Here is a 21,445-nt window from a genome sequence, read left to right on the forward strand (position 1 = left end):
CGCATTAAGCGGTGATGTGAATGATCAATGACCCTTGGGTCATTGAGCTTTTTTGCCAACGTTTTTACGAACCCTTTATTCATGCAAAACTTTATAGATGGTTCGCGCCATGACATCTCCCAATCCGGGCACCAGTTTTAATTCATTTTCTGAGGCTTTTAACACGCCCTGAATGCCACCAAAATGTGTAAGTAAGTCACGACGTCGTTTTGGCCCTAACCCCGGAATGACTTCTAACACAGACGAACCACGCTTTTTGTCACGCTTGGCACGATGTTTAGTAATAGCAAAACGATGTGCTTCATCCCGCACCTGTTGAATTAAATGCAAGGCTTTATGATCTTCAGGTAACTGAACTTTTGTGCCGTCAGTAAAATGTAACGTTTCCAGTCCGGGCTTACGTCCCTCTCCTTTTGATACGCCCACCATAAATGCATCTAAATCGAGCTCTTGCATGACCTCCATGGCCATATGCAACTGACCTTTACCGCCATCAATTAATAATAAATCAGGTAACATATGCTTCTTATAACGTCGGGTCAGTGCCTGACGCATCGCTGCATAGTCATCGCCTTCGGTAATGTCATGAATAGAAAACTGACGATAATCGCGCTTGCGTGCACCACCTGCGTCAAAGACCACGCAAGAAGCAATGGTGGCTTCGCCCATGGTATGCGAAATATCAAAGCATTCAATGCTGTCAATTGGACGGCCTGTGACTTGCTCCAATTGATGAAAGCGCTCGTTTAACTCAAAATGATTGGCCAGTTTGCCTTTAATGGCATGTTGCACATTCATCTCTGCCAGTTCTAGCCATTCCGCACGGGTTTCACGCACTTTGTGTTTAATCTGAATTTTCTTTTCAAATTGTTGATGTAGACCTTCTTCTAATTCTTTACGGTTCACAGGCTCTACATTTACAATCAGTTCAGATGGCACTTCATCGGCGACTTGAAAGTAAAAGTTCGCCATAAAATCAGACAGCATTTGTGCTAAATCATCACCCAACATGTCAGGAAAATAACTTTTTCCACCCAACATTTTGCCATTACGCACATGCATAATTTGTACGCAAGTCACCCCTGCATGATAGGCAATGGCAATAATGTCGGCCTCGCCTTTCACTTTATAAATCGCCTGTTGCGCCTGTACGTCGCGAAGCAAAGCCATACGATCACGATAAAACACTGCTTTTTCAAATTCTAAAGCGTCGGCTGCCTCTTCCATTTTGGCAATCAGTTCTTGGTTCAGTTCCTTTGTATCACCCTGTAAAAAGCGGATCGAGTTATTCACGTCTTCTTGATAATCTTCTGCAGAAATCAAACCGACACAGGGTGCCGAACAGCGCTTAATTTGATATTGCAAACACGGTCTTTTACGCTGTGAAAAGTAGCTATTTTCACACTGGCGCACATTAAACAATTTTTGTAGTACCACCAAGGTGTCGCGGGCGTTATGCGCACTCGGGTAAGGGCCAAAGAACTTCCCCACTTGATGTTTACCTTTGCCTCGTCCACTGGCTATTCGCGGGTACGGTTTGTCTGCCGAAATAAAAATATACACATAGGACTTATCATCCCTTAACATAATGTTATACGGCGGGCGATGTAACTTAATTAAATTTTGTTCTAATAATAAGGCTTCTGTTTCTGAACGCACCACCAGTGTTTCAATATCATAAATACGCGCAACCAAGGCCTGCGTTTTTGGATGTTCAATGGTTTTGACAAAGTAGCTAGACACGCGGTTTTTTAAATTCTTGGCCTTGCCGACATACAATAGTTCGCCGTCTTTGCCCAACATTCGGTAAACCCCGGGCAAAGTGGTCATATGGGTTAAAATTTTTTCAATATTTTCACGCGCATTTTCGTTCACTGGCTACCTATCATTCATTTTAAAATATTCGGGTCGCAACCACATCTTATATAATGTGATGCTTTTCAGCGCATTTTCAATGCGTACTAAAAGCAATTTCGCCATGTGCAGAACAAGCGCTTGATTACTAAAACATGCTTATTGCAAAAAATGCAGTGTGTGACTCACAGACAAAACCAGAGCCTATTTTTATCAAAGCTACGATATTCCTTATGGCGCATGTCATTTGGCCCATAAAGTACGCATAGAGCTTGAACCCAGTTGAGTGCTAATTTTTTTGAATGACCCAGAAAAACCTATTAACTTCAGCGAAAGCAAATAGCATTTGGGGCATTCAGCCAAGTCCGTGGCAAAAAATAGAGGACTTAGCCTGCTCTATTTGACCTTATCTCTTAGACCTTTAAAGGCTGATTCAATGCATCACAAAAAGCTTGCTGATTTCTAGGTGAAACCAAGACAAATTTAGATTCACCTTCTTTTAAATAGTCTACTTTTAGCCGTTTTAAAGACAATGCAGGTGAAGCCACCGAATTATTGGTTTTGCTGATACTTTGAATCTCGGAACGCTTAATTTTCCATGTTAAAAACAGGCAACGAATACTGAGATATTCTTCATCTACTGTATATTTGGTATTCCACGCAGGCCACCAAACAAACGCCATCGTCATGACATAAACTGCCGCATGTACTGGAAATTGCAATAACGTCCCTTTGGCCTGCATGGTCAAAAGCAGTTGCAATAACAGCCCCGTTAAACAAATTAAAAAACCAAGCACCCACCAATCTATTTTTGAACGAAAAATTTGCATAATTTCCCCTAGTTATTCATTCATCTTACCCAAATTCCAAATATATGCATGCCTTTCTGCATAAAAAAGCGGTTTAAAAAATTGAAATCAAATGCAGGCGAATCCTCCACGCTAAAATGACAATGCACGGCATAAAAACGACATATTTTTTTTTGCCTCTTTGATGAGTATTGACATTTTTGACCAATTTTTAGGCTTGGAATTTTAATTTTTTGGTTATTTTTGACTGTAGCTAATTACATATTAGAAATAAAAATATGAGTTGAAACAGATATTTCTATATATGATGTACCTGAAGACCACAGCAAATGCATTGAATAGCAAGGAATCTTCCAATAAAAATTGATGACCCTTGCGTCACGGCTTGATATAACTTGTTATGTTCTTTTTGGATATAGTTATCGTAAGATTAGCGAAGCATAAAGTGCGCTGGAATTGCGTACACGCTTCAAAACATCAACTTAGAAGTCCTCCAAAATAAGGAGATCAGGCATGATCCACGCTGGCAATGCGATTACCGTCCAAATGCTTTCGGACGGAATTGCAGAATTCCGCTTTGACTTACAAGGTGAGTCGGTCAACAAATTCAACCGTGCAACGATTGAAGATTTTAAAGCTGCGATTGCTGCTGTTAAAAACAACAGCGAAGTTAAAGGCTTAATCGTAACTTCAGGCAAATCTACATTTATCGTTGGTGCAGACATCACTGAATTCGGTGAAAACTTTGCACAGGGCGAACAAGCAATTGTTGAGTGGGCAATGCCTGTTCACGACATTTTCAACAGCTTCGAAGACTTAGACATTCCAAAAGTTGCTACCATTAATGGTATGGCTTTGGGTGGCGGTTTTGAAATGTGCTTGGTCTGTGACTACCGTGTCATGTCAGAAGCGGCGCAAGTCGGCCTGCCTGAAATCAAACTGGGCATTTACCCTGGTTTTGGCGGTACAGTTCGTTTAAGTCGTGTCATTGGTATCGACAATGCAGTTGAATGGATGGCGATGGCCAATCCGAAGAAACCTGCTGCCGCACTGAAAGATGGTGCTGTTGATGCTGTGGTTGCTGCCGACAAACTTCAAGCTGCTGCCATTGATTTAGTGAAGCAAGCGCTTGCTGGCCGTGTAGACTGGAAAGCAAAACGCCAAGAAAAACTAGACCCAATTAAATTAAACCCATTAGAACAAATGATGGCGTTCAATTCGGCAAAAGGGGCGGTTCTTGCTAAAGCAAATCCTGCGCAATACCCTGCGCCGAAACTTCTTCTTGATTCGCTACAAGCAGGTGCAAGCCTTCCACGTAATGAAGCATTAAAAGTAGAAGCCGAAGGTTTTGCCAAAGCTGCCGTGACACCACAAGCAGGTGCATTGATTGGTTTATTCATCAATGACCAAGTGGTGAAAAAAACTTCTAAAAAGCATGAAAAAGGTGCGCACCCTGTCAACCAAGCTGCTGTATTGGGCGCGGGTATTATGGGTGGCGGTATTGCTTACCAAGCCGCCAGCAAAGGCACACCAATTATCATGAAAGATATTGGTAACCCGCAACTTGCATTGGGTATGTCTGAAGCGACCAAATTGTTGACCAAACAAGTTGAACGCAAAAAAATGACTGCTGCAAAAATGGGTGAAACACTGTCTCGCATTCGTCCAACTTTAAGCTTAGATGAGTTTAAAGATGTAGATATCGTGATTGAAGCAGTCACTGAAAATCCAAAAATCAAAGCTGCTGTACTTGCAGACACTGAAAAATCAGTGCGCGAAAACACCATTATTGCGTCAAATACATCGACAATTTCAATTACACGTTTGGCAGAAAGCTTACAACGTCCTGAAAACTTTGTCGGTATGCACTTCTTTAACCCAGTACACATGATGCCATTGGTTGAAGTGATCCGTGGTGAGAAAACATCTGCTGAAGCCATTGCAACGACTGTTGTTCTTGCTCAGAAAATGGGTAAAACACCAATCGTGGTTAACGACTGCCCGGGCTTCCTTGTGAACCGTGTGTTGTTCCCTTACTTCGGCGCATTTGACCTATTACTGAAAGACGGTGCTGACTTCCAGCAAGTCGACAAAGTCATGGAAAAATTCGGCTGGCCAATGGGCCCTGCTTATCTTATCGACGTTGTTGGTATTGATACAGGCGTTCACGGTGCAGAAGTCATGGCAGAAGGTTTCCCTGACCGCATGAAGCCTGACTACAAAGGCGCAATCGAAATCATGTATGAAAACAAACGTCTGGGTCAAAAGAACGACATTGGTTTCTACAAGTATGAGCTTGACCGTAAAGGTAAAAAAGCCAAGGTTGTTGATGCGACTGCTTATGAGCTTGTTGCAACAATGGCAACTGCTGAAAAGCATGAGTTTGATGCACAAGAAATCATTGACCGTATGATGCTGACTTTCTGTAACGAAACTGTTCGTTGCCTAGAAGACAACATCGTCGCGACTGCTTCTGAAGCAGATATGGCCATGATTATGGGTGTAGGTTTCCCTCCATTCCGCGGTGGTCCATGCCGTTACATCGATCAAACAGGTGTTGCTGAATATGTTGCGCTTTGCGACAAATATGCCCACCTTGGCAAAGCTTATGAAGCGCCGCAAATGTTGCGTGACATGGCAGCTAACAACAAAAAATTCTACGGTTAAGGAGCAACGTGAATGGCTACTTTAAATCCGCGTGACGTTGTCATCGTTGATGGTGTACGTTCTGCAATGGGTAAAACCAAAAATGGTATGTTCCGTAATGTACGTGCAGACAGCTTATCAGCTGAATTGGTACGTGCTTTAGTTGCTCGTAACCAGTTTGATACCAATGAAGTTGAAGATGTGATCTGGGGCTGTGTCAACCAAACCCTAGAACAAGGTCTGAATATTGCTCGTAACATTGCGTTATTGGCTGACTTACCAAAAACTGTTGCAGGTCAAACTGTTAACCGTCTTTGTGGTTCATCTATGCAGTCTATTCATACAGCTGCAGCGCAAATCATGACGGGTCAAGGTGATGTGTTCATCATTGGTGGTGTAGAGCATATGGGTCACGTGGGCATGATGCACGGTGTTGACCTAAACCCAGAAGCGTCTAAGCATTATGCAAAAGCGTCTAACATGATGGGCTTAACCGCTGAAATGTTAGGTCGCATGAACGGCATTACGCGTGAAGAACAAGATGCGTTTGGTGTGGAATCTCACCGCCGTGCTTGGGCTGCAACGCAAGAAGGTCGTTTCAAAAATGAGATTGTGGGTGTTGAAGGTCATGACCAAAATGGCTTCAAAATTCTGTGTGACATCGACGAAGTAATTCGTCCAGATGCCAACATTGAAGCATTCCGTTCATTACGCCCTGTATTTGACCCGAAAGGTGGTTCTGTAACTGCAGCAACATCTTCAGCTTTGTCTGACGGTGCTTCTGCAATGTTATTGATGTCTGCTGAACGCGCTCAAGCTTTAGGTCTTAAGCCACGTGCTGTGATTCGCTCTATGGCGGTTGCAGGCTGTGACGCGGCAATTATGGGTTATGGCCCAGTGCCAGCAACGCAAAAAGCACTTAAACGTGCGGGTTTAACCATGACGGATATTCAAACCATCGAGTTAAACGAAGCTTTTGCTGCTCAAGGCTTATCTGTTATGAAAGGCTTAGGCGTATATGATAAGCAAGACATCATTAACTTAAATGGTGGTGCAATTGCGCTTGGTCACCCACTGGGTTGTTCTGGTGCACGTATCACGACGACATTGTTGAACGTTATGGAACAACAAGATACACAAATTGGTCTTGCGACCATGTGTATCGGCCTTGGTCAAGGTATCGCAACGATTATCGAACGTGTTTAATTCTTAAATACGTGAGATAAAGAAAACCCCGCTTATTGCGGGGTTTTCTTAAAAGCTATTTAAAAGATTTTCTTTTATTTCTTTTACTTCATTTTTATATAACTCTCTACCTATCCATTTTGTGGCATATGTTTTGGCTAATTTACTCTCTAAAAATTCTCTTTTTTCATTGACACAAAAGGTACTTAGTGAATTGTAGAAATATATTTTATTATTTTGCTCATCTGTAGAGATATGCAGAATTGAAACTAGTTCTATATATTTAATCAAATCATTATGTTGTTCTCTTTTAAATAAAATGACTGAATGCCCTGCCTCACAATTCTGAAAAAGTTGTTTCGCATGACGTTCTTTTATAAAGAACCAATCAACACTATTATTATCATTTACTAAGGTCTGTGATTGAACCTCGATCTGCTCATAATCTCCCTTATAATCCTTTTCATAAGTTCCTAGAGCCCAATATTTTTTAATTAATTCAGTTTGCTTAAATCTCTCACGGGGAACTACCATCTTTTGCTTTACTGGTAACGCTTTTAAACGGCTAACCTCATCACTATTAAGTAAAATAGTTTTTTTGTCTTTCTGTATTGATATTAAAATTTCTTGACCTTTATTGAGTAGATGTGGCTGATCTACATAAGAAACTATTACACCCGCTTCTATTAAGTTTTCTTTAGAATTCTTAGAAATATTTGCTGATCCTATGTAAATATATTCGTCAAAAATAATTAGCTTAGTATGTAAAGTAGGATTTGAGTAAAGTATTACACCTTTCTCCAATAGTTTTTCTAATAAATCAGCTGATGTGCCACCACTTTCAATTACATGATCTGATGCATTGACAATAAGTAGGTCACCTTCTAAAAACTCTAAATCTTCATCACTTGAAACATACGAAATCGCAGCTCTCCTAAATTGGCTTTTTTTACTAAGATTACTGAGATTCCCCCATAATTCTTCAGAATATATATTCATAAAATTTCGTATCCTTTTAAGCTATTTAATTAGAATTTATCAAGAAATTTTAACTTAATTAAGTTATTTAAAAAATTTTGAGCAGTTGTGCAAGCTGAGAAAAAAGCTGGTACTAGTACTTTAGAAATCTGCTTAAAATTATTTTGATCGAAGTACCTTTAATGGTAATTCTAAACTTTCTGCGCCAACAACGTCGCAAAATGCTGTTTAATCCGCTTGCCCTGTTCATCGACCCGATGCAACTCACCTACGTTTTCATTGTATTTCACAATGTTCCAACCTTCGTATAAGGCACTTAACTCCCCTGTTTTAAACGCAAAAGGAAAATCAGCCTGTACAGGTATATCATCGGTATCCATCGCACAAACAATTAAGTTAAAACCATTCACTTCAGTTGCTTGTTGCATCTGAGCAATCAGTGGTTTCACCGTTTGAGCTTCTAAAAACATCATCACCACGGTACAGCAAATAAAGTCATATTTGCCTGTAATACTAGGGTCAACATTTAAATCACGCTGTTGCACCTGAATATTTTCAATACCTTCAGTCGCTATAATCTGCTGTAACTTTTGCAAACTACTCGCATTGACATCCCAAGCGTCCACCTCAAAATTGTGCTGGCTCAGCTGACTTAGGTACAGTGTATTACGCCCCTGTCCGCAACCGACATCTAAAGCACGACCGCCTTGCAAATACGGCACAGCAGCCAAAAGTTCTGAGTGCGTAGGAGACAGCTGATATTTTTTATAAAAATAATCTTGTGGCATACAGTAAAATTGCAGTTGGCATTCAATGTCATCACTGGTCGAAACAATTTTGTGCCACGCTTGCGGTTCAATAAACGGCGACTGTTGCTCAGCACTAAAAATATGCTCAGACTGCACAGCACCTGCCTCATCTAAAAAAGTAAACTTCAGTTCGCCTTTGTACACCTTTAACTTGGCCCAAGTACCCGCTTTGGTATTATGTTGATTTTTAAATCCCTGTGGAATAGTACCTGCTGTCCACACTGGAAGTTCTTTATAACAAATCAAATCTTGCATAAGCTTATTTCCCACAATGCGTTGTTCAGTGAATATATTTCAATCACACTATTTTATAATCATATTGTCGCTATTTTTGAAATTTTAATGTTAGGCTTGAGGACAATAAAAATACATTTTTATAAATTTCAAATGATTTGGAGTCGACAGATGCTTTCATCACTAATAAAAACCATCGCGAGTTTAGCAATGGTTGGAACTTTTTTAACAGGTTGTGCCACCTCTACTTTAATTCAAAAAGATCACCGTACCCATACACGTGACGTTAAAACCTTATTAGTTGATGATCAAGTGGTGGCTTTTGGGAAACTTGCGCAAGTGCAAAGTCATTTGCCGGCAGATAGTCTTGTGATTGCTGGATACAAAAACAGCTACGTTTTAACCCAAGGTGGTGCACAGTTTATTCGACTAATCAATAAATTAGATGCCAAAAATATTCAAATGACCAAGGAACTAAGCTTCTATTCAGAAAAAAATGACGGGCATTTTTCAGGAACTTTACCTTTGTCTTATGTCAAATTACAGGAAGATATTAATAAAAAAGATCTGGAGTTTTATATTGAAAACGGCGCAGAGGAATGTTCAACCTCAAGTGATAAACGAATGAATGCACAGCGCTTTTGTTTTAATTTAAAACTTGCTGGAGTGGTTTATCCCGTTGCTGGAAACATTGCGTCCCTTAAAGCACTCAGCAAACCCTATCAAGTCAATATTTATACAATGAAAGAGGAAAGTTATCAAAGTAAGTCTGGACTCAACCCTTTACAAAAATTGGTATTATTTCCCTTTGCCGTTGCAATTGATGTCATAAGCTTGCCCTTTCAAGCTGCTGAAAAAATTTTCGACTAATCGTATTTAAATATTCATTCTCAATATAAAAATTTCAAAAAAATATGGAATTTTTATATTGAAATGAAAAAAAATGAATAAATAATATGTAGATAAATATTCCAAAAGATAAACTCAGAATGTAAACCATTTGAAACATTGTGTTATCTCTGTGTAATTTTGGTTGATTATTCACACAAAATTAGACCAATTCGCAAGCAATCCCCCTCATTCTTGTTTCATAAACGCTAACATAGTCAGTTCACTTTAACCTAATCATTAAATTCAGGATGCTACCCATGAATACGATTAAAACTGCTCTGACAATTGCTTTAGTTGCTGCTACAACTTCAGCTATGGCAACCACTGCTGTTCAACCACAAACAGCGACAATTGCAGACGTTGCAAAAGTTCAAGCAGAACAAGTTCAAACGACAACTGTAAATGCAGTTAAAGCTCAAGCGGCTAATGCTGAAAAAGCAACAATTGCTAAAGTTGCAGAAGTAAAAGATGCTGTCGCAACTCAAGTAGAAACAGTTAAAACTGAAACCGTAGCACAAGCGACTGATGCTAAAGATGCGATTGTTGCGAAAGCTGAAGCGATTGAAACAACAACTGTAGAAGCTAAAGATGCTGCTGTTGCGCAAGTTACAGAAGTTAAAGACGAAGCAATTGCTCAAACTGCTGATGTAAAAACTGAAGAGAAAAAAGGTTTCTTCTCTTGGTTCAAAAAAAGTGCTGCTTAATTCTAATTAAGCCCAGCGTTTAAAAATGTCCTTCGGGGCATTTTTTTAATTCTGCCAATTAAACTGCATATTGATGTAGCAATGCACCTTTGAGCCAAGCCAAATAGGGTTTTTCATCCAAAAAATCGGGTGCTTCACTGGTGTCTAAACGATAAAAATGTTTATCCATTTCAATGACAATTTGCTCCGTCAAATGCCAATCTTCAATGAGCTTAAAATATAAACTAAAGAAAAAACGATTTTTTCCCCAGTTACTTAGGCTTTCTAATTTTGGATAATGATTATTTTCTAAAAAAGCGGAATAGGCTGGCTGAATATCATCCATTGCGCGTACTGTTTTCATGACTTCACCTGCTTAATTGATGCCAATATGAGGTAACTTTTCTACTCTAAAATACAATTTTGAAAACTTCATGACACGTGCATACAATATTCAATTATAACTTTTCAGCAATCTCCTCTTGATTTTGAACACTGACTTGCTTCATTTGCTTATTCAAGGCCAAAATCTCTTTATACAGCGTATTGAACTGTTGTAAAGGTTCATCTTCATAAAACATAAAAATCTTATTACGTTGTTCCCATTTATTATTTTTCAGTACCGCAAAAATAGCATCTGCTTTGGCCAAAATTTGCTTTTCTAATTCAAACAAAGCGTTTGCGTCATCACTCTGCTGACTGTCTCTTAAACTTTCTGTGAGCTGGCGCCGATACTTACTTTTAATGGGTAAATTTTTGGCTTGTTCTAAGCTGTTTTCTTCAAATTTTTTGGTTTTAAGTTCATAAGCATCCACCACGGCATGGACATTTTTCAACATTTTTTCTGTTGCCTGATAGTTTTTCTTTTTATCTGCCGACAAGCGATTAATATCTAAAAATTTATCCCACTGTAGTGCTTTTAAATCACGAATATAGCTATTGCGCGCTTCTGCACTTTGAATCATTTGCGTCAAGATAAAATTTGCCATAATTTGATAATCGCCTTCTAGCCGAGGGTCTGTGACATCGACCTGAATGAGCTTGGAAGGATTTTTGGCTTGGTCAAAAATTTGCTCGGTTTTTTCAAGCAAAACCACTTGATAGGTCTGCAACTGCTCGACTTCTTTTTGTTGCACACGATATTGATAAAACATGCCACCAAAAACTAAAACAGTGGCAACTGTTAAAATAATAAAGATACGTGGCATATCAGGCTCCGAATCCTGTTTTTTACAGTTTAATTCTAAAACAACAAAATGGCGAATAAATATACAAACCATAAAGGTTCAGGTTTTAAATTCAAACTCTTTTTGTCGTTTTAAAAAGTTTGAATTTAAAAAAATATCGGCAAAAACTTTGAATTTAAAATACAAAATGACTCTGCTCAAAGTTAAATCAACCTGTAAAACATAAAAAAACCGCATTAAGATTGCGGTTTTTTTGAATTTAAAACTTTGTCATTTATTTTTGTGGCATGCCATTTGGTAAAGAACGGTCAATATTACCTAAATTAATTTGTTCACGGCTGATTTGCACATTCATCGTATTACGGTCTATACCAAAAGGCTGAAGCATAATATAAAGGCCATTGCGTGGGTCAGAAGACTGTAAACCATGCGCAATATCTAAAACATGCTGTTGTAGCAAAGGCGGTAAATTAGATAAATTCGGCGCAGGCACTATAGGTAAAATATCTAAATTTGCCACTACAGTTGGGTCTATCACCGTTGCACGCGTTCCTGCTTCAATTTGCATCATCCGATGCTGTAAGGCCTTACGACGCGCAGTTTCTTCCTGATAAGGTACAACACCCGCTTCTTCGCGTAATTCAGGCTCTGCCAACACGGTCAGAACAGGTAAGCGTACCACTTCTTTTTCAGCTTCGGTTTCGGCAAAAGCAGGGAACGCCATGGTCGTTCCAACCAAAGCCATTGCCATTAAGATGAACTGTTTAGAGAGATTCATTTTACTGTACCTAATGCTAAAGACTAAAAGATGAAAAATAACGATTGGAGAGTGATTATTGTATAATAAATCATCACACTTTCAGTTATCGTCAGATAAACGGCTAGCTTTAATTCTCCCACCGATAACGCTTGCGTTTTACCCTAATATCCCAATTCTAAGCAACACTGGAAATTGAACCTGATAAGTCTGCATTGGCTGTGTCGCAAAGAATTGTTCTAATGGATGCAATGGGCTGTACTCGTGCTGTTTCATATAATGCTTTAAGCCTGACCATGTATTGAAATAATTCAGCAGTTGTTGACTCGACCAACAATACGGCAACGACAATGGTGACACCGTCTGTTCTTGGAAAGGAAAAGGAATGGTTTGGTACATTTCATCAATGTAGCGATGCTCTGCATCCCAATAGCCCTTAAGTGTTTCGAAATACAGTTGCTGAATCAGCTGATTTAAAGTTGTATTTTCAACTTCAATCAAGCCATAGCCAATCACCGCCAGACAGCCATTCGGTTTCAATACACGACGCACTTCAGCATAAAAAGCGTCAAAATCAAACCAATGAATCGCTTGTGCCACTGTAATTAAATCTGCACTGCCATCTAATAAAGGGCTGACTTCGGCAGGTGCGGTGCAATAACTGACATTTGCCAATTTTGGGGCCTGTGCCAATTGCGCCGCGCTCAGGTCAGTTGCAATCACTTGCTGAAAATAGGGGGCTAACCAACGGCTAAACTGCCCCGAACCTGCACCACAGTCCCAAGCCAATGCCCGCCCAGAGCTATATTTTAAAATTTCCTGAAGAATCGCATCAGAATAATCTGGGCGAGCCTGCTTATAAAGCAAGCTATTATCAGAGAATAAATCTTTCATGGCACAAAACATCCCTTTCAATGAACATGTCACTTAGCCTAACTGTAAATAGGTCAGCACAAATAGTATATTTTCGTCGGGTATACGGTGCGCTAAATAAGGCCATTCGCGCATTTTAGATGCGGAAATAATCAATCAAATGTCCAATCAAAATTTTCAGGCGAAAAAAAACCTCAAACAATGTTTGAGGTTTTTTCGAATATGGTGGCGAGACCCAGGTTCGAACTGGGGACACACGGATTTTCAATCCGTTGCTCTACCGACTGAGCTATCACGCCGTTGCGGTGTATTAAGCCGTATCTGACTGTATTAGTCAATCAAAATTATCAATATTTATTCTGACTGAATATTTTTTATGCAAAAAAAATCCCTGATGGGAATCAGGGATTGAAACTTTAAATAAGTTTTTAAATATGGTGGCGAGACCCAGGTTCGAACTGGGGACACACGGATTTTCAATCCGTTGCTCTACCGACTGAGCTATCACGCCAATGTCGCGTATTAAACAATTTAACCGTCATGCCGTCAAGTATCAGATTTGGTTTTCTCTTCATTTGTTTATTTTTACAGCAAAAAATCATGTGTTTGCTTATTTTTTGTTTAAAACTCAAGGTGCTATTCGGTTTTTTCAATCTTCCATGCATAAAAAAGCAACCCTCTGGTTGCTTTTTTATCATCCTTTAATTTAAATTTTGTCTAAATGCGCTAAGCAGCGATGAATTGCACCACAGCCCGGTTCAAAGCTTTTTACCCCTTTGTCTTCTTCCATCCGACAAGCTTCGCTCACTAATCTTTCTGCAATCCCTCGGCCACGGTTCGCTGGATGTACCACAATATATTCTAAAGTTTTGCTTTCACCTTGCCCTGTGCACCAAATGGCGCCAATCAATTTTGTGTTAAATTCTGCGGTATAAACTAAGGTATACTGGGCTAGATTTTGCTCTAGTTGTTCAATAGCATCTGCACCGTCACTAAACTCAGGACTCGTGTCATACAGTCGCTTAAGTTGGTTGCGCACTTCATCATTTTCCAAAGAAGTATAGGCATGTACGGTAATAGGCATTGATAAACCCTCCTGAGCAATCTAATATGCGGTGACTTTTTCGTCACAGCGAAAAACATTTTACATCAATCATTTTGACGTATTTGAGGAACGTGTCTATGACCGATCGTATCAGTGAAGTGGTAAGAAACACCAACGAAACCAAAATCCGAGTTCGTGTGAATCTCGATGGTTCTGGTCAAGGTACTTTAAACACTGGTGTTCCATTTTTAGATCATATGATTGATCAAATCAAGCGTCATGGCTTATTTGATATTGATATTCACTGTGACGGCGACTTAGACATTGATGATCATCACACTGTTGAAGATTGTGGTATTACCCTAGGACAAGCTTTTGCACAAGCTTTGGGCGACAAAAAAGGCTTAAAACGCTATGGTCATTTCTATGCACCATTAGATGAATCTTTAAGCCGTGTCGTGGTGGACTTGTCTGGCCGTCCGGGTTTATTTATGGATATTCCATTTACCCGTTCAATGATTGGTCGTTTTGATGTGGATCTATTCTCTGAATTTTTCCAAGGTTTTGTGAATCACGCTTTAATGACGCTTCACATCGACAATTTAAAAGGCAAAAACAGCCATCACCAAATTGAAAGCGTATTTAAAGCCTTTGCACGTGCTCTTCGTATGGCATGTGAAATTGACCCACGTGCTGCCAATACTGTTGCTTCTACCAAAGGGACATTGTAATGACCCGTATTGCCCTTCTTGATTATGGCATGGGAAACTTACATTCGGCAGCCAAAGCTTTAGAATATGTCGGTGCTACGGTTGATGTCACCAATGACCCAAAACTGATTGCGCAAGCAGACAAAATTGTATTTCCTGGTGTGGGCGCCATGCGTGACTGCATACAAGGTATGCATGAAGCAGGAATTGATGAAGTGGTGCGTAAAGCAGCCTTTAATAAGCCTGTTTTAGCCATTTGTGTGGGTATGCAAGCCTTAATGCAACGTTCTGAAGAAAATGGCGGTACAGACGCGTTGGGTATTTTTGAAGGTGAAGTAAAACACTTCCCTCATCTAGATGGCCTAAAAGTCCCTCATATGGGCTGGAATCAAGTGCATCAGGCTGACCCGAGCCATCCCATGTGGAAAGACATTGAGCAAGATGCGCGCTTTTACTTTGTACATAGCTACTATGTAGAACCGAAAAATGCAGGTCTGGTGGCTGCCACTTGTGATTATGGTTTAGAGTTTTGCACAGCAATTCATCAAGAAAACCTATTTGCAACCCAGTTCCATCCTGAAAAAAGTCACACCGCTGGCTTACAGTTACTGAAAAATTTTGTGGAATGGAATATTTAACTATCTTCCCTCTCAAAAGCCCGCAGCATGCGGGCTTTTGATTTATTAGAGATTTATTCTTTAATCTGCAAGCAAAACCGATTATGATTTAAACAACTATTAAAACTCATTAAAAAAATCATAGGAACATCATAATGAATAATTCAACTCATGATTCAGCCTTAAGTGCAGCAGGACGCTTTGGACGTTTTTCCTATTTGGCATGGAACTGCTTGGTCGCTATTGTCACCGTCCTTATTGGAGGAGGCTTAATGGCCATTTTTCCAAATCTATTCATGGATATGGAAACAGGAAATTTTGGTTCTGGCGTAATTATCCTCATTATTATTTATCTCGTAGTATTCTATTTCTCTTTCATTTTCGCCATCCGCCGTTTGCATGACCGAAATCACTCGGGCTGGTTATCACTCTTACTCTTTGTACCCATTGCCAACATCCTAATTGCTCTTTATTTAGTCTTTGCACCAGGCGATGCCCAAAGTAATAACTATGGCGCTCCACGCGCGACTGCAGGCTGGGAAAGTGTATTGGCTTGGCTTTATATCATCTTAATAATATTGGTATTTGTTGGTGGTATTGGTGCTGCTATTATGGGGCAATAAATAGTACTGCTTGAACATTTAAAACCTGCAATCAGCAGGTTTTATTTTGCCTTTAAAATTTAAAAACGCTAGTCTGCAAGAAAAGCACCCTGTAAACACAACATGAATGATCTTCGTATTACGGCTACACTTCCAAGTAAAGAACACATACAGACTTTTCCGCTGTTTAAAAATTTGCCAGCCGAAAATATTTACGTCATCCAAAATTTAGAGCAGTGTCATGCCATTGAAGCGGAATTAAAAACCGCCTACCTGTTGGGTTTTGATACCGAGTCCAAACCGACCTTTAATAAAGGAGAAGTACAAACGGGGCCTCATCTCATCCAACTTGCCACAATAGATCAAGCTTATTTGTTTCAAATGAAACCTGAAATTTGGGACTTTTTAAAACCTATTCTTGCTAACCGTGCACAAATAAAAGTTGGCTTTGGTCTAAAAAATGATGCGCATTTGTTTCGAAAAAAAGGCATAGAACTCAATAGCGTAGTCGAACTTTCCAAATGCTTTCAAGCCTTTGGCTTAGACAATGCTGTGGGTTTGAAAAATGCTATGGCACTTCTATTTCAAGTGAATTTTCCCAAAAGTAAAAGTATTAGCACCTCCAACTGGTCTAAAAAACATTTAAGTCCACAACAAATTGCGTATGCAACGGCAGATGCATATGCACCAGTACTGGTTTTTGAAGAATTGCGACGTTTAGGCTTAGCTCCCAACACATCAGGTAAATAATCAATAACGCTGAATAAAAAATGCCCTTGATGCTTAGCTATTTAGCAATATTTTGCTAAGATTGCGCACAATACATTCTTTATAAGATTTGGCTAGGAGCGCAAACATGCTGATCATTCCAGCAATTGACCTGAAAGATGGTAAATGTGTCCGTTTAAAACAAGGTCGTATGGAAGACGATACCGTATTTTCTGATGATCCCGTTGCAACTGCACAGCACTGGGTGAATGAAGGCGCACGTCGTTTGCATCTGGTTGATTTAAACGGTGCTTTCGCAGGTACGCCTATCCATAAACCCGTGGTTGAAGCCATTGCACGTGCACAACCTGAATTACCCATCCAAATTGGTGGTGGTATTCGCTCACTCGAAACCATTGAACACTATTTAGATGCTGGCGTCTCTTTTGTGATTATTGGTACTAAAGCAGTGCAAGATCCTGCATTTGTTGAAGAAGCATGTAAAAAATTTGCAGGCCATATTATTGTCGGTATTGATGCCATCAACGGCATGGTTGCAACCGATGGCTGGGCCAATGTCACCGATGTTAAAGCGGTTGATTTAGCGAAGCGCTTTGCAGATGCAGGCGTGTCTAGTATTGTTTATACGGATATTGCCCGTGACGGTATGATGCAAGGCGTCAACATTGAACAAACTGTCAATCTTGCCACTTACTCAGGTTTGCCTGTGATTGCCTCTGGTGGTGTCACAAACCTAGATGACGTGCGCAACTTAAAAGGCCAACCAGGCATTTTAGGCGCAATTACAGGTCGTGCAATTTACGAAGGCACACTCAACCTTCGTGAAGCTCAATCACTTTGGGATGACCAAGCCATCTAAAGTATGGCGACAGTCTAGAGAGGTCTTCGGACCTCTTTTTTATTGATTCAATTTTAAATCTACCTATGACTTTCTCTCCCACTTAGTTTAAAAGCAAAACCCCACAAATTGCGCTTATTTTGATTACCATTATTTGGGGTGCTAGCTTTCTGACAGTGCAATATGGTCTAAATTTCAGTACACCCATGCTATTTGTCGGACTGCGTTTTGCCACAGCAGCTTTTGCTATCGGTCTGCTGTCTTTAAAATACTTAAAAGGCTTTAATGTCTATGAGGTCTTTGCCGGTTTTTGTATTGGTACAACCATTGCCTTAGGTTACGGCACCCAAACAATAGGCCTACAAAGCATCAGTAGCAGTGAATCGGCTTTTCTTACCGCTTTATATGTCCCACTTGTTCCCCTCCTGATGTGGTTGTGTTTTAAATGCCGTCCACACTTGATGACTGGGCTTGGTGTGATATTTTCCTTCTTGGGTTTGGTCTTTTTAACGGGCAATGGCTTTGGTGCTATACAGCTGAATTTCGGACAACTGATTACTCTTTTAGGTTCAGTTGCAATTGCCTTTGAAATCATCTTCATTAGTTATTTTGCAAATAAAGTGAATTTACGTCGCGTCACAGTGTTACAACTGGCCTTCGCTTCATTGCTGTGTTTTATCATTGCCCCTTTCAATGGTGAAACTCAACTTCCGACTTTTGAATGGCCTCTACTTGCCGTGCTATGCGCTTTGGGAATAGCCAGTGCAATCATTCAATTGGTCATGAATTGGGCACAGCGTATGGTCGATCCTGCTCAAGCGGCCATTATCTATGCAGGCGAACCTGTTTGGGCGGCTGTTATCGGACGTGTTGCCGGAGAGCGTCTACCCGCTTTGGCATTAATTGGTGGTTGTCTGATTGTACTTGGGGTGATCATCAGTGAGTGGAGACCTCAATTTTTGAAGAAAAAAAAGAAGGTATCTATGCCTTCTTAAAAATAAGGTACAAAATAAAAAAGCAACCGAAGTTGCTTTTTTAAACTGAGAGCATCACTCGTGATACATCGGCTGATTATCATTCACCCGAATTAAACCTTTAATTGCACGGTAAACGATCCAAACCCATGATAGGCCAATCACCGCTACGCAAAAGACTGAAGCTCCAAAAGCGACCCCGACAAATGCATTCGGATTTTCACCCGTAAAAAACACAAAGAAAAAGGGAACGAAAGCCATCACATTCCAAAATAAATACCACCAAAAGGTACGAATTTGCCAAGTAAAATGACTTTCGAAAATAGAACCTTTGACGTCATTGAATTTTATATAATTAATAATCAACGCCACAACTGCCAATATACCCGCGGTGAAAATGGCCACAATATACAACACGTACAACGCAATGGTTAAGCTTCGATTTGGGTCTTTATCGATTGAATAATTCATGTCTATTCCCCCTTTAAATTTTATTAGACCTTTAGCTTCTAAATGGATTAAATGGCGAAATCAGCCATAAAATCAAAAGTATGTTAAAAGCTATAGTACAAAAATAAATTTGGCGAAACGGTTGTTTTTGTGTTTTATGTCGCAATTTTTGTTGTGCTAACCAAGCAGCAGGCCATCCTCCTAAGAAAGCCAAAATATGTAAGGTATTTTCGGGCACACGACGATTACCCAATTGCGCCGCTTCTTTATCTTGTGCGTAAAACCAATACGTTGCGACATTGACTAAACTTATGGCCAATAAAGCCATGCCCTTGAGTAAACCCACCATGCTTAAAACCATCAAAGCCAAAATATAGACAATACAAAGAATTTGCATGGGAGAAATTTTCTGGGGCATGCGTACCATATTGTCTTTCGTTTTTTTCGATTTTGCCTGCACTTGACTGGCTTTCAAATACGTCACTTGTTGTGCGCGATATCGCCCATGTTCATCTAAAATAATTAAATATTCTAAAGCACAGCCCACAATTGGGCGCGGGCCAGTTCGAGAAAAATCTTTAATATGCAAAAATACGCGGTCTTTGGCGCTGTCACTAGGCTGAATAAAGCCATAGCCTTTATCATCAAACCATTCTACTAAACGCCCTTGATCGCGCATCTTTTTCTCCTATATTTATGTTAAGCAGTCACAAATTTTAAGCGTTCTATCAACATATTACGCATCTCATCTGGGTTTTTCTGCAAAATATCGCCACTCGTACGGCCCTCGGCAATATTCTTTTGTGCGACTTGTAAACGCATCATCCAAAAACGCCCTGCGGCCATAGCTAAATACAGCTCTAAACACGACTTCTCATCGGCCGTTAAAGGACGCACGCTTTCATAGGCATTTAAAAAGGCCAGCGCTTTTTCTTCATTCAAAGTGACAGCAGGATATTCGGTACAGAAATCATTTAAAGTAATCGCAATATCAAAAAGAAGTTCGTCTTGATTCAACTCATAAAAGTCTAAAATCCCTTTCAGCGCGTCCCCCTCAAACAAGGTATTGTCTCGGAACAAATCTGAATGAATAAAGCCTTTTGGACGGTTGGGATACATCTCGGTTAAAGCATCGTAAAGCCCCAACAAGGTGTTTAACAGCTGCGTATCAGCAACGTCTAAATTTGGCTTAATCTCACGCGAAACTTGGCGCCAATAAGCATGGTCACGATAAAACGTTCGTTGAAGTGGAAAACCTTGCAACGCCATATGAATTTTAGCCTGTGCTGTTGCAATGGCTTGAACCTGCCCAACGGTAGAAGGCATCGGGTGTTCACCTTGCATTCGTGGGGCAACTTGTGCAGGTTTATCTTTTAAAGTATGAATGGCTTTACCACTATGCGACAACGGTACGGGTACAGCTAAATCCGCTTTACCCAAATGTTCAAGAACAGGAACCAATTCTCCTGCGCCTTGCTCATCCATGTCCTCAAAGATAGTTAGAACATACTGCTGACGATTTTCGCAGACAATAAAATAGTTGGTATTTTGAATTCCTCCTTGAATGGGAATCAGGTCGATCACCTTTAATCCATATGGTGCTGTGAAGTCCTGAACTTCCTTTAAAGTCAAAGTGGTATAAACCGACATACAAAACCTGCGAAAAATCTTACATAAGTTTGATAGAATACCGTTTCAATCTGCCAAGGTGTAGCGCTTGTGTGGGTGAGTTTCATAATCGGCTGTAATTATTGGAAAAAATTATGCTTGCTAAACGTATTATCCCCTGCCTAGACGTAGACAATGGCCGCGTAGTGAAAGGTGTTCAATTTCTGGATATTCGTGATGCAGGTGATCCAGTTGAAGTGGCTCGTCGTTATAATGAGCAAGGTGCCGATGAAATTACCTTCCTAGACATCACCGCAACCTCAAATGGCCGTGACACGACTTACCGCACGGTAGAACGTATGGCAGAGTCTGTATTTGTCCCACTCACTGTTGGTGGCGGTGTGCGTAAAGTTGAAGACATTCGCTTATTATTAAATGCAGGCGCAGATAAAGTCAGTATTAACTCGGCAGCAATTTATAATCCTGAATTTGTACAAGAAGCTTCGCAACGCTTTGGCGCACAATGTATTGTGGTGGCCATTGACGCAAAAAAAACGGGCGATAATAAATGGGAAATTTTCACCCATGGCGGTCGCAAGCCAACTGGTATTGACGCGATTGAATGGGCGGTGAAAATGGCTGACTTTGGCGCAGGTGAATTACTGATTACTTCTATGGATGCTGATGGCACCAAAGCGGGCTATGACTTAGCGTTAATGCGCAATATTAACGACCGTGTCACCATTCCAACCATTGCGTCTGGTGGTGTTGGATGTTTACAACATTTAGCCGATGGCATTTTACAAGGTGGTGCAGATGCAGTACTGGCTGCTTCTATTTTCCACTTTGGTCAGCACACCATTCCTGAAGCCAAACGATATCTTGCAGCCCAAGGCATTGAAATGCGTCTATAATTGACAGCATGAAATTATTTGATTAAAAATGAGTGCTTCGGCGCTCTTTTTT

23 protein-coding genes and 2 tRNA genes are annotated in these 21,445 nt (G+C 40.2%); 11 read left to right on the plus strand and 14 right to left on the minus strand.

Annotated elements, in window-relative coordinates; all coding sequences use genetic code 11:
- Window positions 1-75: 75 nt before the first annotated feature.
- Window positions 76-1,875: an excinuclease ABC subunit UvrC gene (uvrC, locus tag BBP83_RS01490; protein WP_068885643.1), complete on the minus strand. Its 1,800-nt coding sequence runs from the start codon at window positions 1,873-1,875 to the stop codon at window positions 76-78.
- A gap of 392 nt (window positions 1,876-2,267) precedes the next feature.
- Window positions 2,268-2,684 (minus strand): PH domain-containing protein, encoded by a 417-nt coding sequence (locus BBP83_RS01495; RefSeq protein WP_068885644.1) that lies wholly within the window; start codon window positions 2,682-2,684, stop codon window positions 2,268-2,270.
- Window positions 2,685-3,176: 492 nt separating this feature from the next.
- Between BBP83_RS01495 and fadB the strand changes: the two genes are divergently transcribed.
- On the plus strand, window positions 3,177-5,330 hold the full coding sequence (gene fadB, locus BBP83_RS01500; protein WP_068885645.1) for a fatty acid oxidation complex subunit alpha FadB: 2,154 nt from the start codon (window positions 3,177-3,179) through the stop codon (window positions 5,328-5,330).
- Window positions 5,331-5,342: 12 nt separating this feature from the next.
- Complete coding sequence (gene fadA, locus BBP83_RS01505; RefSeq protein ID WP_068885646.1) at window positions 5,343-6,515, plus strand: acetyl-CoA C-acyltransferase FadA; 1,173 nt, start codon at window positions 5,343-5,345, stop codon at window positions 6,513-6,515.
- A gap of 48 nt (window positions 6,516-6,563) precedes the next feature.
- On the opposite strand, the gene BBP83_RS01510 is transcribed toward fadA, so the two are convergent.
- Window positions 6,564-7,493 (minus strand): phospholipase D family protein, encoded by a 930-nt coding sequence (locus BBP83_RS01510; RefSeq protein ID WP_068885647.1) that lies wholly within the window; start codon window positions 7,491-7,493, stop codon window positions 6,564-6,566.
- Between the two features lie 170 nt (window positions 7,494-7,663).
- Window positions 7,664-8,536, minus strand: a complete 873-nt coding sequence (tehB, locus tag BBP83_RS01515) for an SAM-dependent methyltransferase TehB (RefSeq protein WP_068885648.1) — start codon at window positions 8,534-8,536, stop codon at window positions 7,664-7,666.
- A gap of 150 nt (window positions 8,537-8,686) precedes the next feature.
- Between tehB and BBP83_RS01520 the strand changes: the two genes are divergently transcribed.
- A complete protein-coding gene (locus BBP83_RS01520) occupies window positions 8,687-9,385 on the plus strand; it encodes a YidX family protein (RefSeq protein WP_068885649.1) in 699 nt (232 codons plus the stop codon).
- A gap of 278 nt (window positions 9,386-9,663) precedes the next feature.
- Window positions 9,664-10,110: a hypothetical protein gene (locus tag BBP83_RS01525; RefSeq protein ID WP_068885650.1), complete on the plus strand. Its 447-nt coding sequence runs from the start codon at window positions 9,664-9,666 to the stop codon at window positions 10,108-10,110.
- A 58-nt stretch (window positions 10,111-10,168) separates the two neighbouring features.
- Here BBP83_RS01525 and BBP83_RS01530 read toward each other — a convergent pair whose 3' ends face one another.
- From BBP83_RS01530 to BBP83_RS01565, 7 genes are all read right to left on the minus strand, one after another.
- Window positions 10,169-10,453 carry a hypothetical protein gene (locus BBP83_RS01530; RefSeq protein WP_068885651.1) on the minus strand — a complete coding sequence of 95 codons (285 nt, stop codon included), beginning with the start codon at window positions 10,451-10,453 and terminating at the stop codon, window positions 10,169-10,171.
- Between the two features lie 94 nt (window positions 10,454-10,547).
- Window positions 10,548-11,297, minus strand: a complete 750-nt coding sequence (locus BBP83_RS01535; protein ID WP_068885652.1) for a hypothetical protein — start codon at window positions 11,295-11,297, stop codon at window positions 10,548-10,550.
- A 253-nt stretch (window positions 11,298-11,550) separates the two neighbouring features.
- The gene (locus BBP83_RS01540; RefSeq protein ID WP_068885653.1) at window positions 11,551-12,054 is read right to left on the minus strand and encodes a hypothetical protein; all 504 of its coding nucleotides are present in this window, start codon (window positions 12,052-12,054) and stop codon (window positions 11,551-11,553) included.
- Between the two features lie 138 nt (window positions 12,055-12,192).
- Complete coding sequence (locus BBP83_RS01545) at window positions 12,193-12,927, minus strand: class I SAM-dependent methyltransferase (protein WP_068885950.1); 735 nt, start codon at window positions 12,925-12,927, stop codon at window positions 12,193-12,195.
- Window positions 12,928-13,129: 202 nt separating this feature from the next.
- A tRNA-Phe gene (locus BBP83_RS01550) sits at window positions 13,130-13,205 on the minus strand.
- Window positions 13,206-13,341: 136 nt separating this feature from the next.
- Window positions 13,342-13,417: transfer RNA gene (locus tag BBP83_RS01555), tRNA-Phe, on the minus strand.
- Between the two features lie 195 nt (window positions 13,418-13,612).
- Window positions 13,613-13,990: a GNAT family N-acetyltransferase gene (locus tag BBP83_RS01565; RefSeq protein WP_068885655.1), complete on the minus strand. Its 378-nt coding sequence runs from the start codon at window positions 13,988-13,990 to the stop codon at window positions 13,613-13,615.
- A gap of 98 nt (window positions 13,991-14,088) precedes the next feature.
- Between BBP83_RS01565 and hisB the strand changes: the two genes are divergently transcribed.
- The 6 genes from hisB (at window position 14,089) to BBP83_RS01595 (ending at window position 18,442) form a co-directional block, all read left to right on the plus strand.
- Window positions 14,089-14,682 carry an imidazoleglycerol-phosphate dehydratase HisB gene (gene hisB, locus BBP83_RS01570; protein WP_068885656.1) on the plus strand — a complete coding sequence of 198 codons (594 nt, stop codon included), beginning with the start codon at window positions 14,089-14,091 and terminating at the stop codon, window positions 14,680-14,682.
- A complete protein-coding gene (gene hisH / locus BBP83_RS01575) occupies window positions 14,682-15,299 on the plus strand; it encodes an imidazole glycerol phosphate synthase subunit HisH (RefSeq protein ID WP_068885657.1) in 618 nt (205 codons plus the stop codon). The genes hisB and hisH overlap by 1 nt, the downstream gene beginning before the upstream one ends.
- A 134-nt stretch (window positions 15,300-15,433) precedes the next feature.
- On the plus strand, window positions 15,434-15,901 hold the full coding sequence (locus tag BBP83_RS01580) for a DUF805 domain-containing protein (protein ID WP_068885658.1): 468 nt from the start codon (window positions 15,434-15,436) through the stop codon (window positions 15,899-15,901).
- Between the two features lie 102 nt (window positions 15,902-16,003).
- A complete protein-coding gene (locus BBP83_RS01585) occupies window positions 16,004-16,630 on the plus strand; it encodes a 3'-5' exonuclease (RefSeq protein ID WP_068885659.1) in 627 nt (208 codons plus the stop codon).
- Window positions 16,631-16,736: 106 nt separating this feature from the next.
- Window positions 16,737-17,468 (plus strand): 1-(5-phosphoribosyl)-5-[(5-phosphoribosylamino)methylideneamino]imidazole-4-carboxamide isomerase, encoded by a 732-nt coding sequence (gene hisA, locus BBP83_RS01590; protein WP_068885660.1) that lies wholly within the window; start codon window positions 16,737-16,739, stop codon window positions 17,466-17,468.
- Between the two features lie 116 nt (window positions 17,469-17,584).
- Entirely contained in the window at window positions 17,585-18,442 is an 858-nt protein-coding gene (locus BBP83_RS01595; protein WP_415502427.1) for a DMT family transporter, read from the plus strand.
- Between the two features lie 54 nt (window positions 18,443-18,496).
- Here BBP83_RS01595 and BBP83_RS01600 read toward each other — a convergent pair whose 3' ends face one another.
- Genes BBP83_RS01600 through BBP83_RS01610 form a run of 3 tightly spaced genes read right to left on the minus strand, consistent with a single transcriptional unit; the run spans window position 18,497 to window position 20,521 of the window.
- Window positions 18,497-18,892, minus strand: coding sequence for a DUF4870 family protein (locus BBP83_RS01600; RefSeq protein WP_068885662.1), 396 nt, complete (start codon window positions 18,890-18,892; stop codon window positions 18,497-18,499).
- Window positions 18,893-18,923: 31 nt separating this feature from the next.
- Window positions 18,924-19,550 carry a DUF1294 domain-containing protein gene (locus tag BBP83_RS01605; protein WP_068885663.1) on the minus strand — a complete coding sequence of 209 codons (627 nt, stop codon included), beginning with the start codon at window positions 19,548-19,550 and terminating at the stop codon, window positions 18,924-18,926.
- Window positions 19,551-19,570: 20 nt separating this feature from the next.
- Window positions 19,571-20,521: a homoserine kinase gene (locus BBP83_RS01610; RefSeq protein WP_068885664.1), complete on the minus strand. Its 951-nt coding sequence runs from the start codon at window positions 20,519-20,521 to the stop codon at window positions 19,571-19,573.
- A 113-nt stretch (window positions 20,522-20,634) separates the two neighbouring features.
- On the opposite strand from BBP83_RS01610, the gene hisF reads away from it, so the two are divergent.
- Window positions 20,635-21,393, plus strand: coding sequence for an imidazole glycerol phosphate synthase subunit HisF (hisF, locus tag BBP83_RS01615; RefSeq protein ID WP_068885665.1), 759 nt, complete (start codon window positions 20,635-20,637; stop codon window positions 21,391-21,393).
- Window positions 21,394-21,445: the final 52 nt, after the last annotated feature.

Origin of the sequence: Acinetobacter celticus, from assembly GCF_001707755.1 — a bacterium.
GTDB lineage: Bacteria > Pseudomonadota > Gammaproteobacteria > Pseudomonadales > Moraxellaceae > Acinetobacter > Acinetobacter celticus.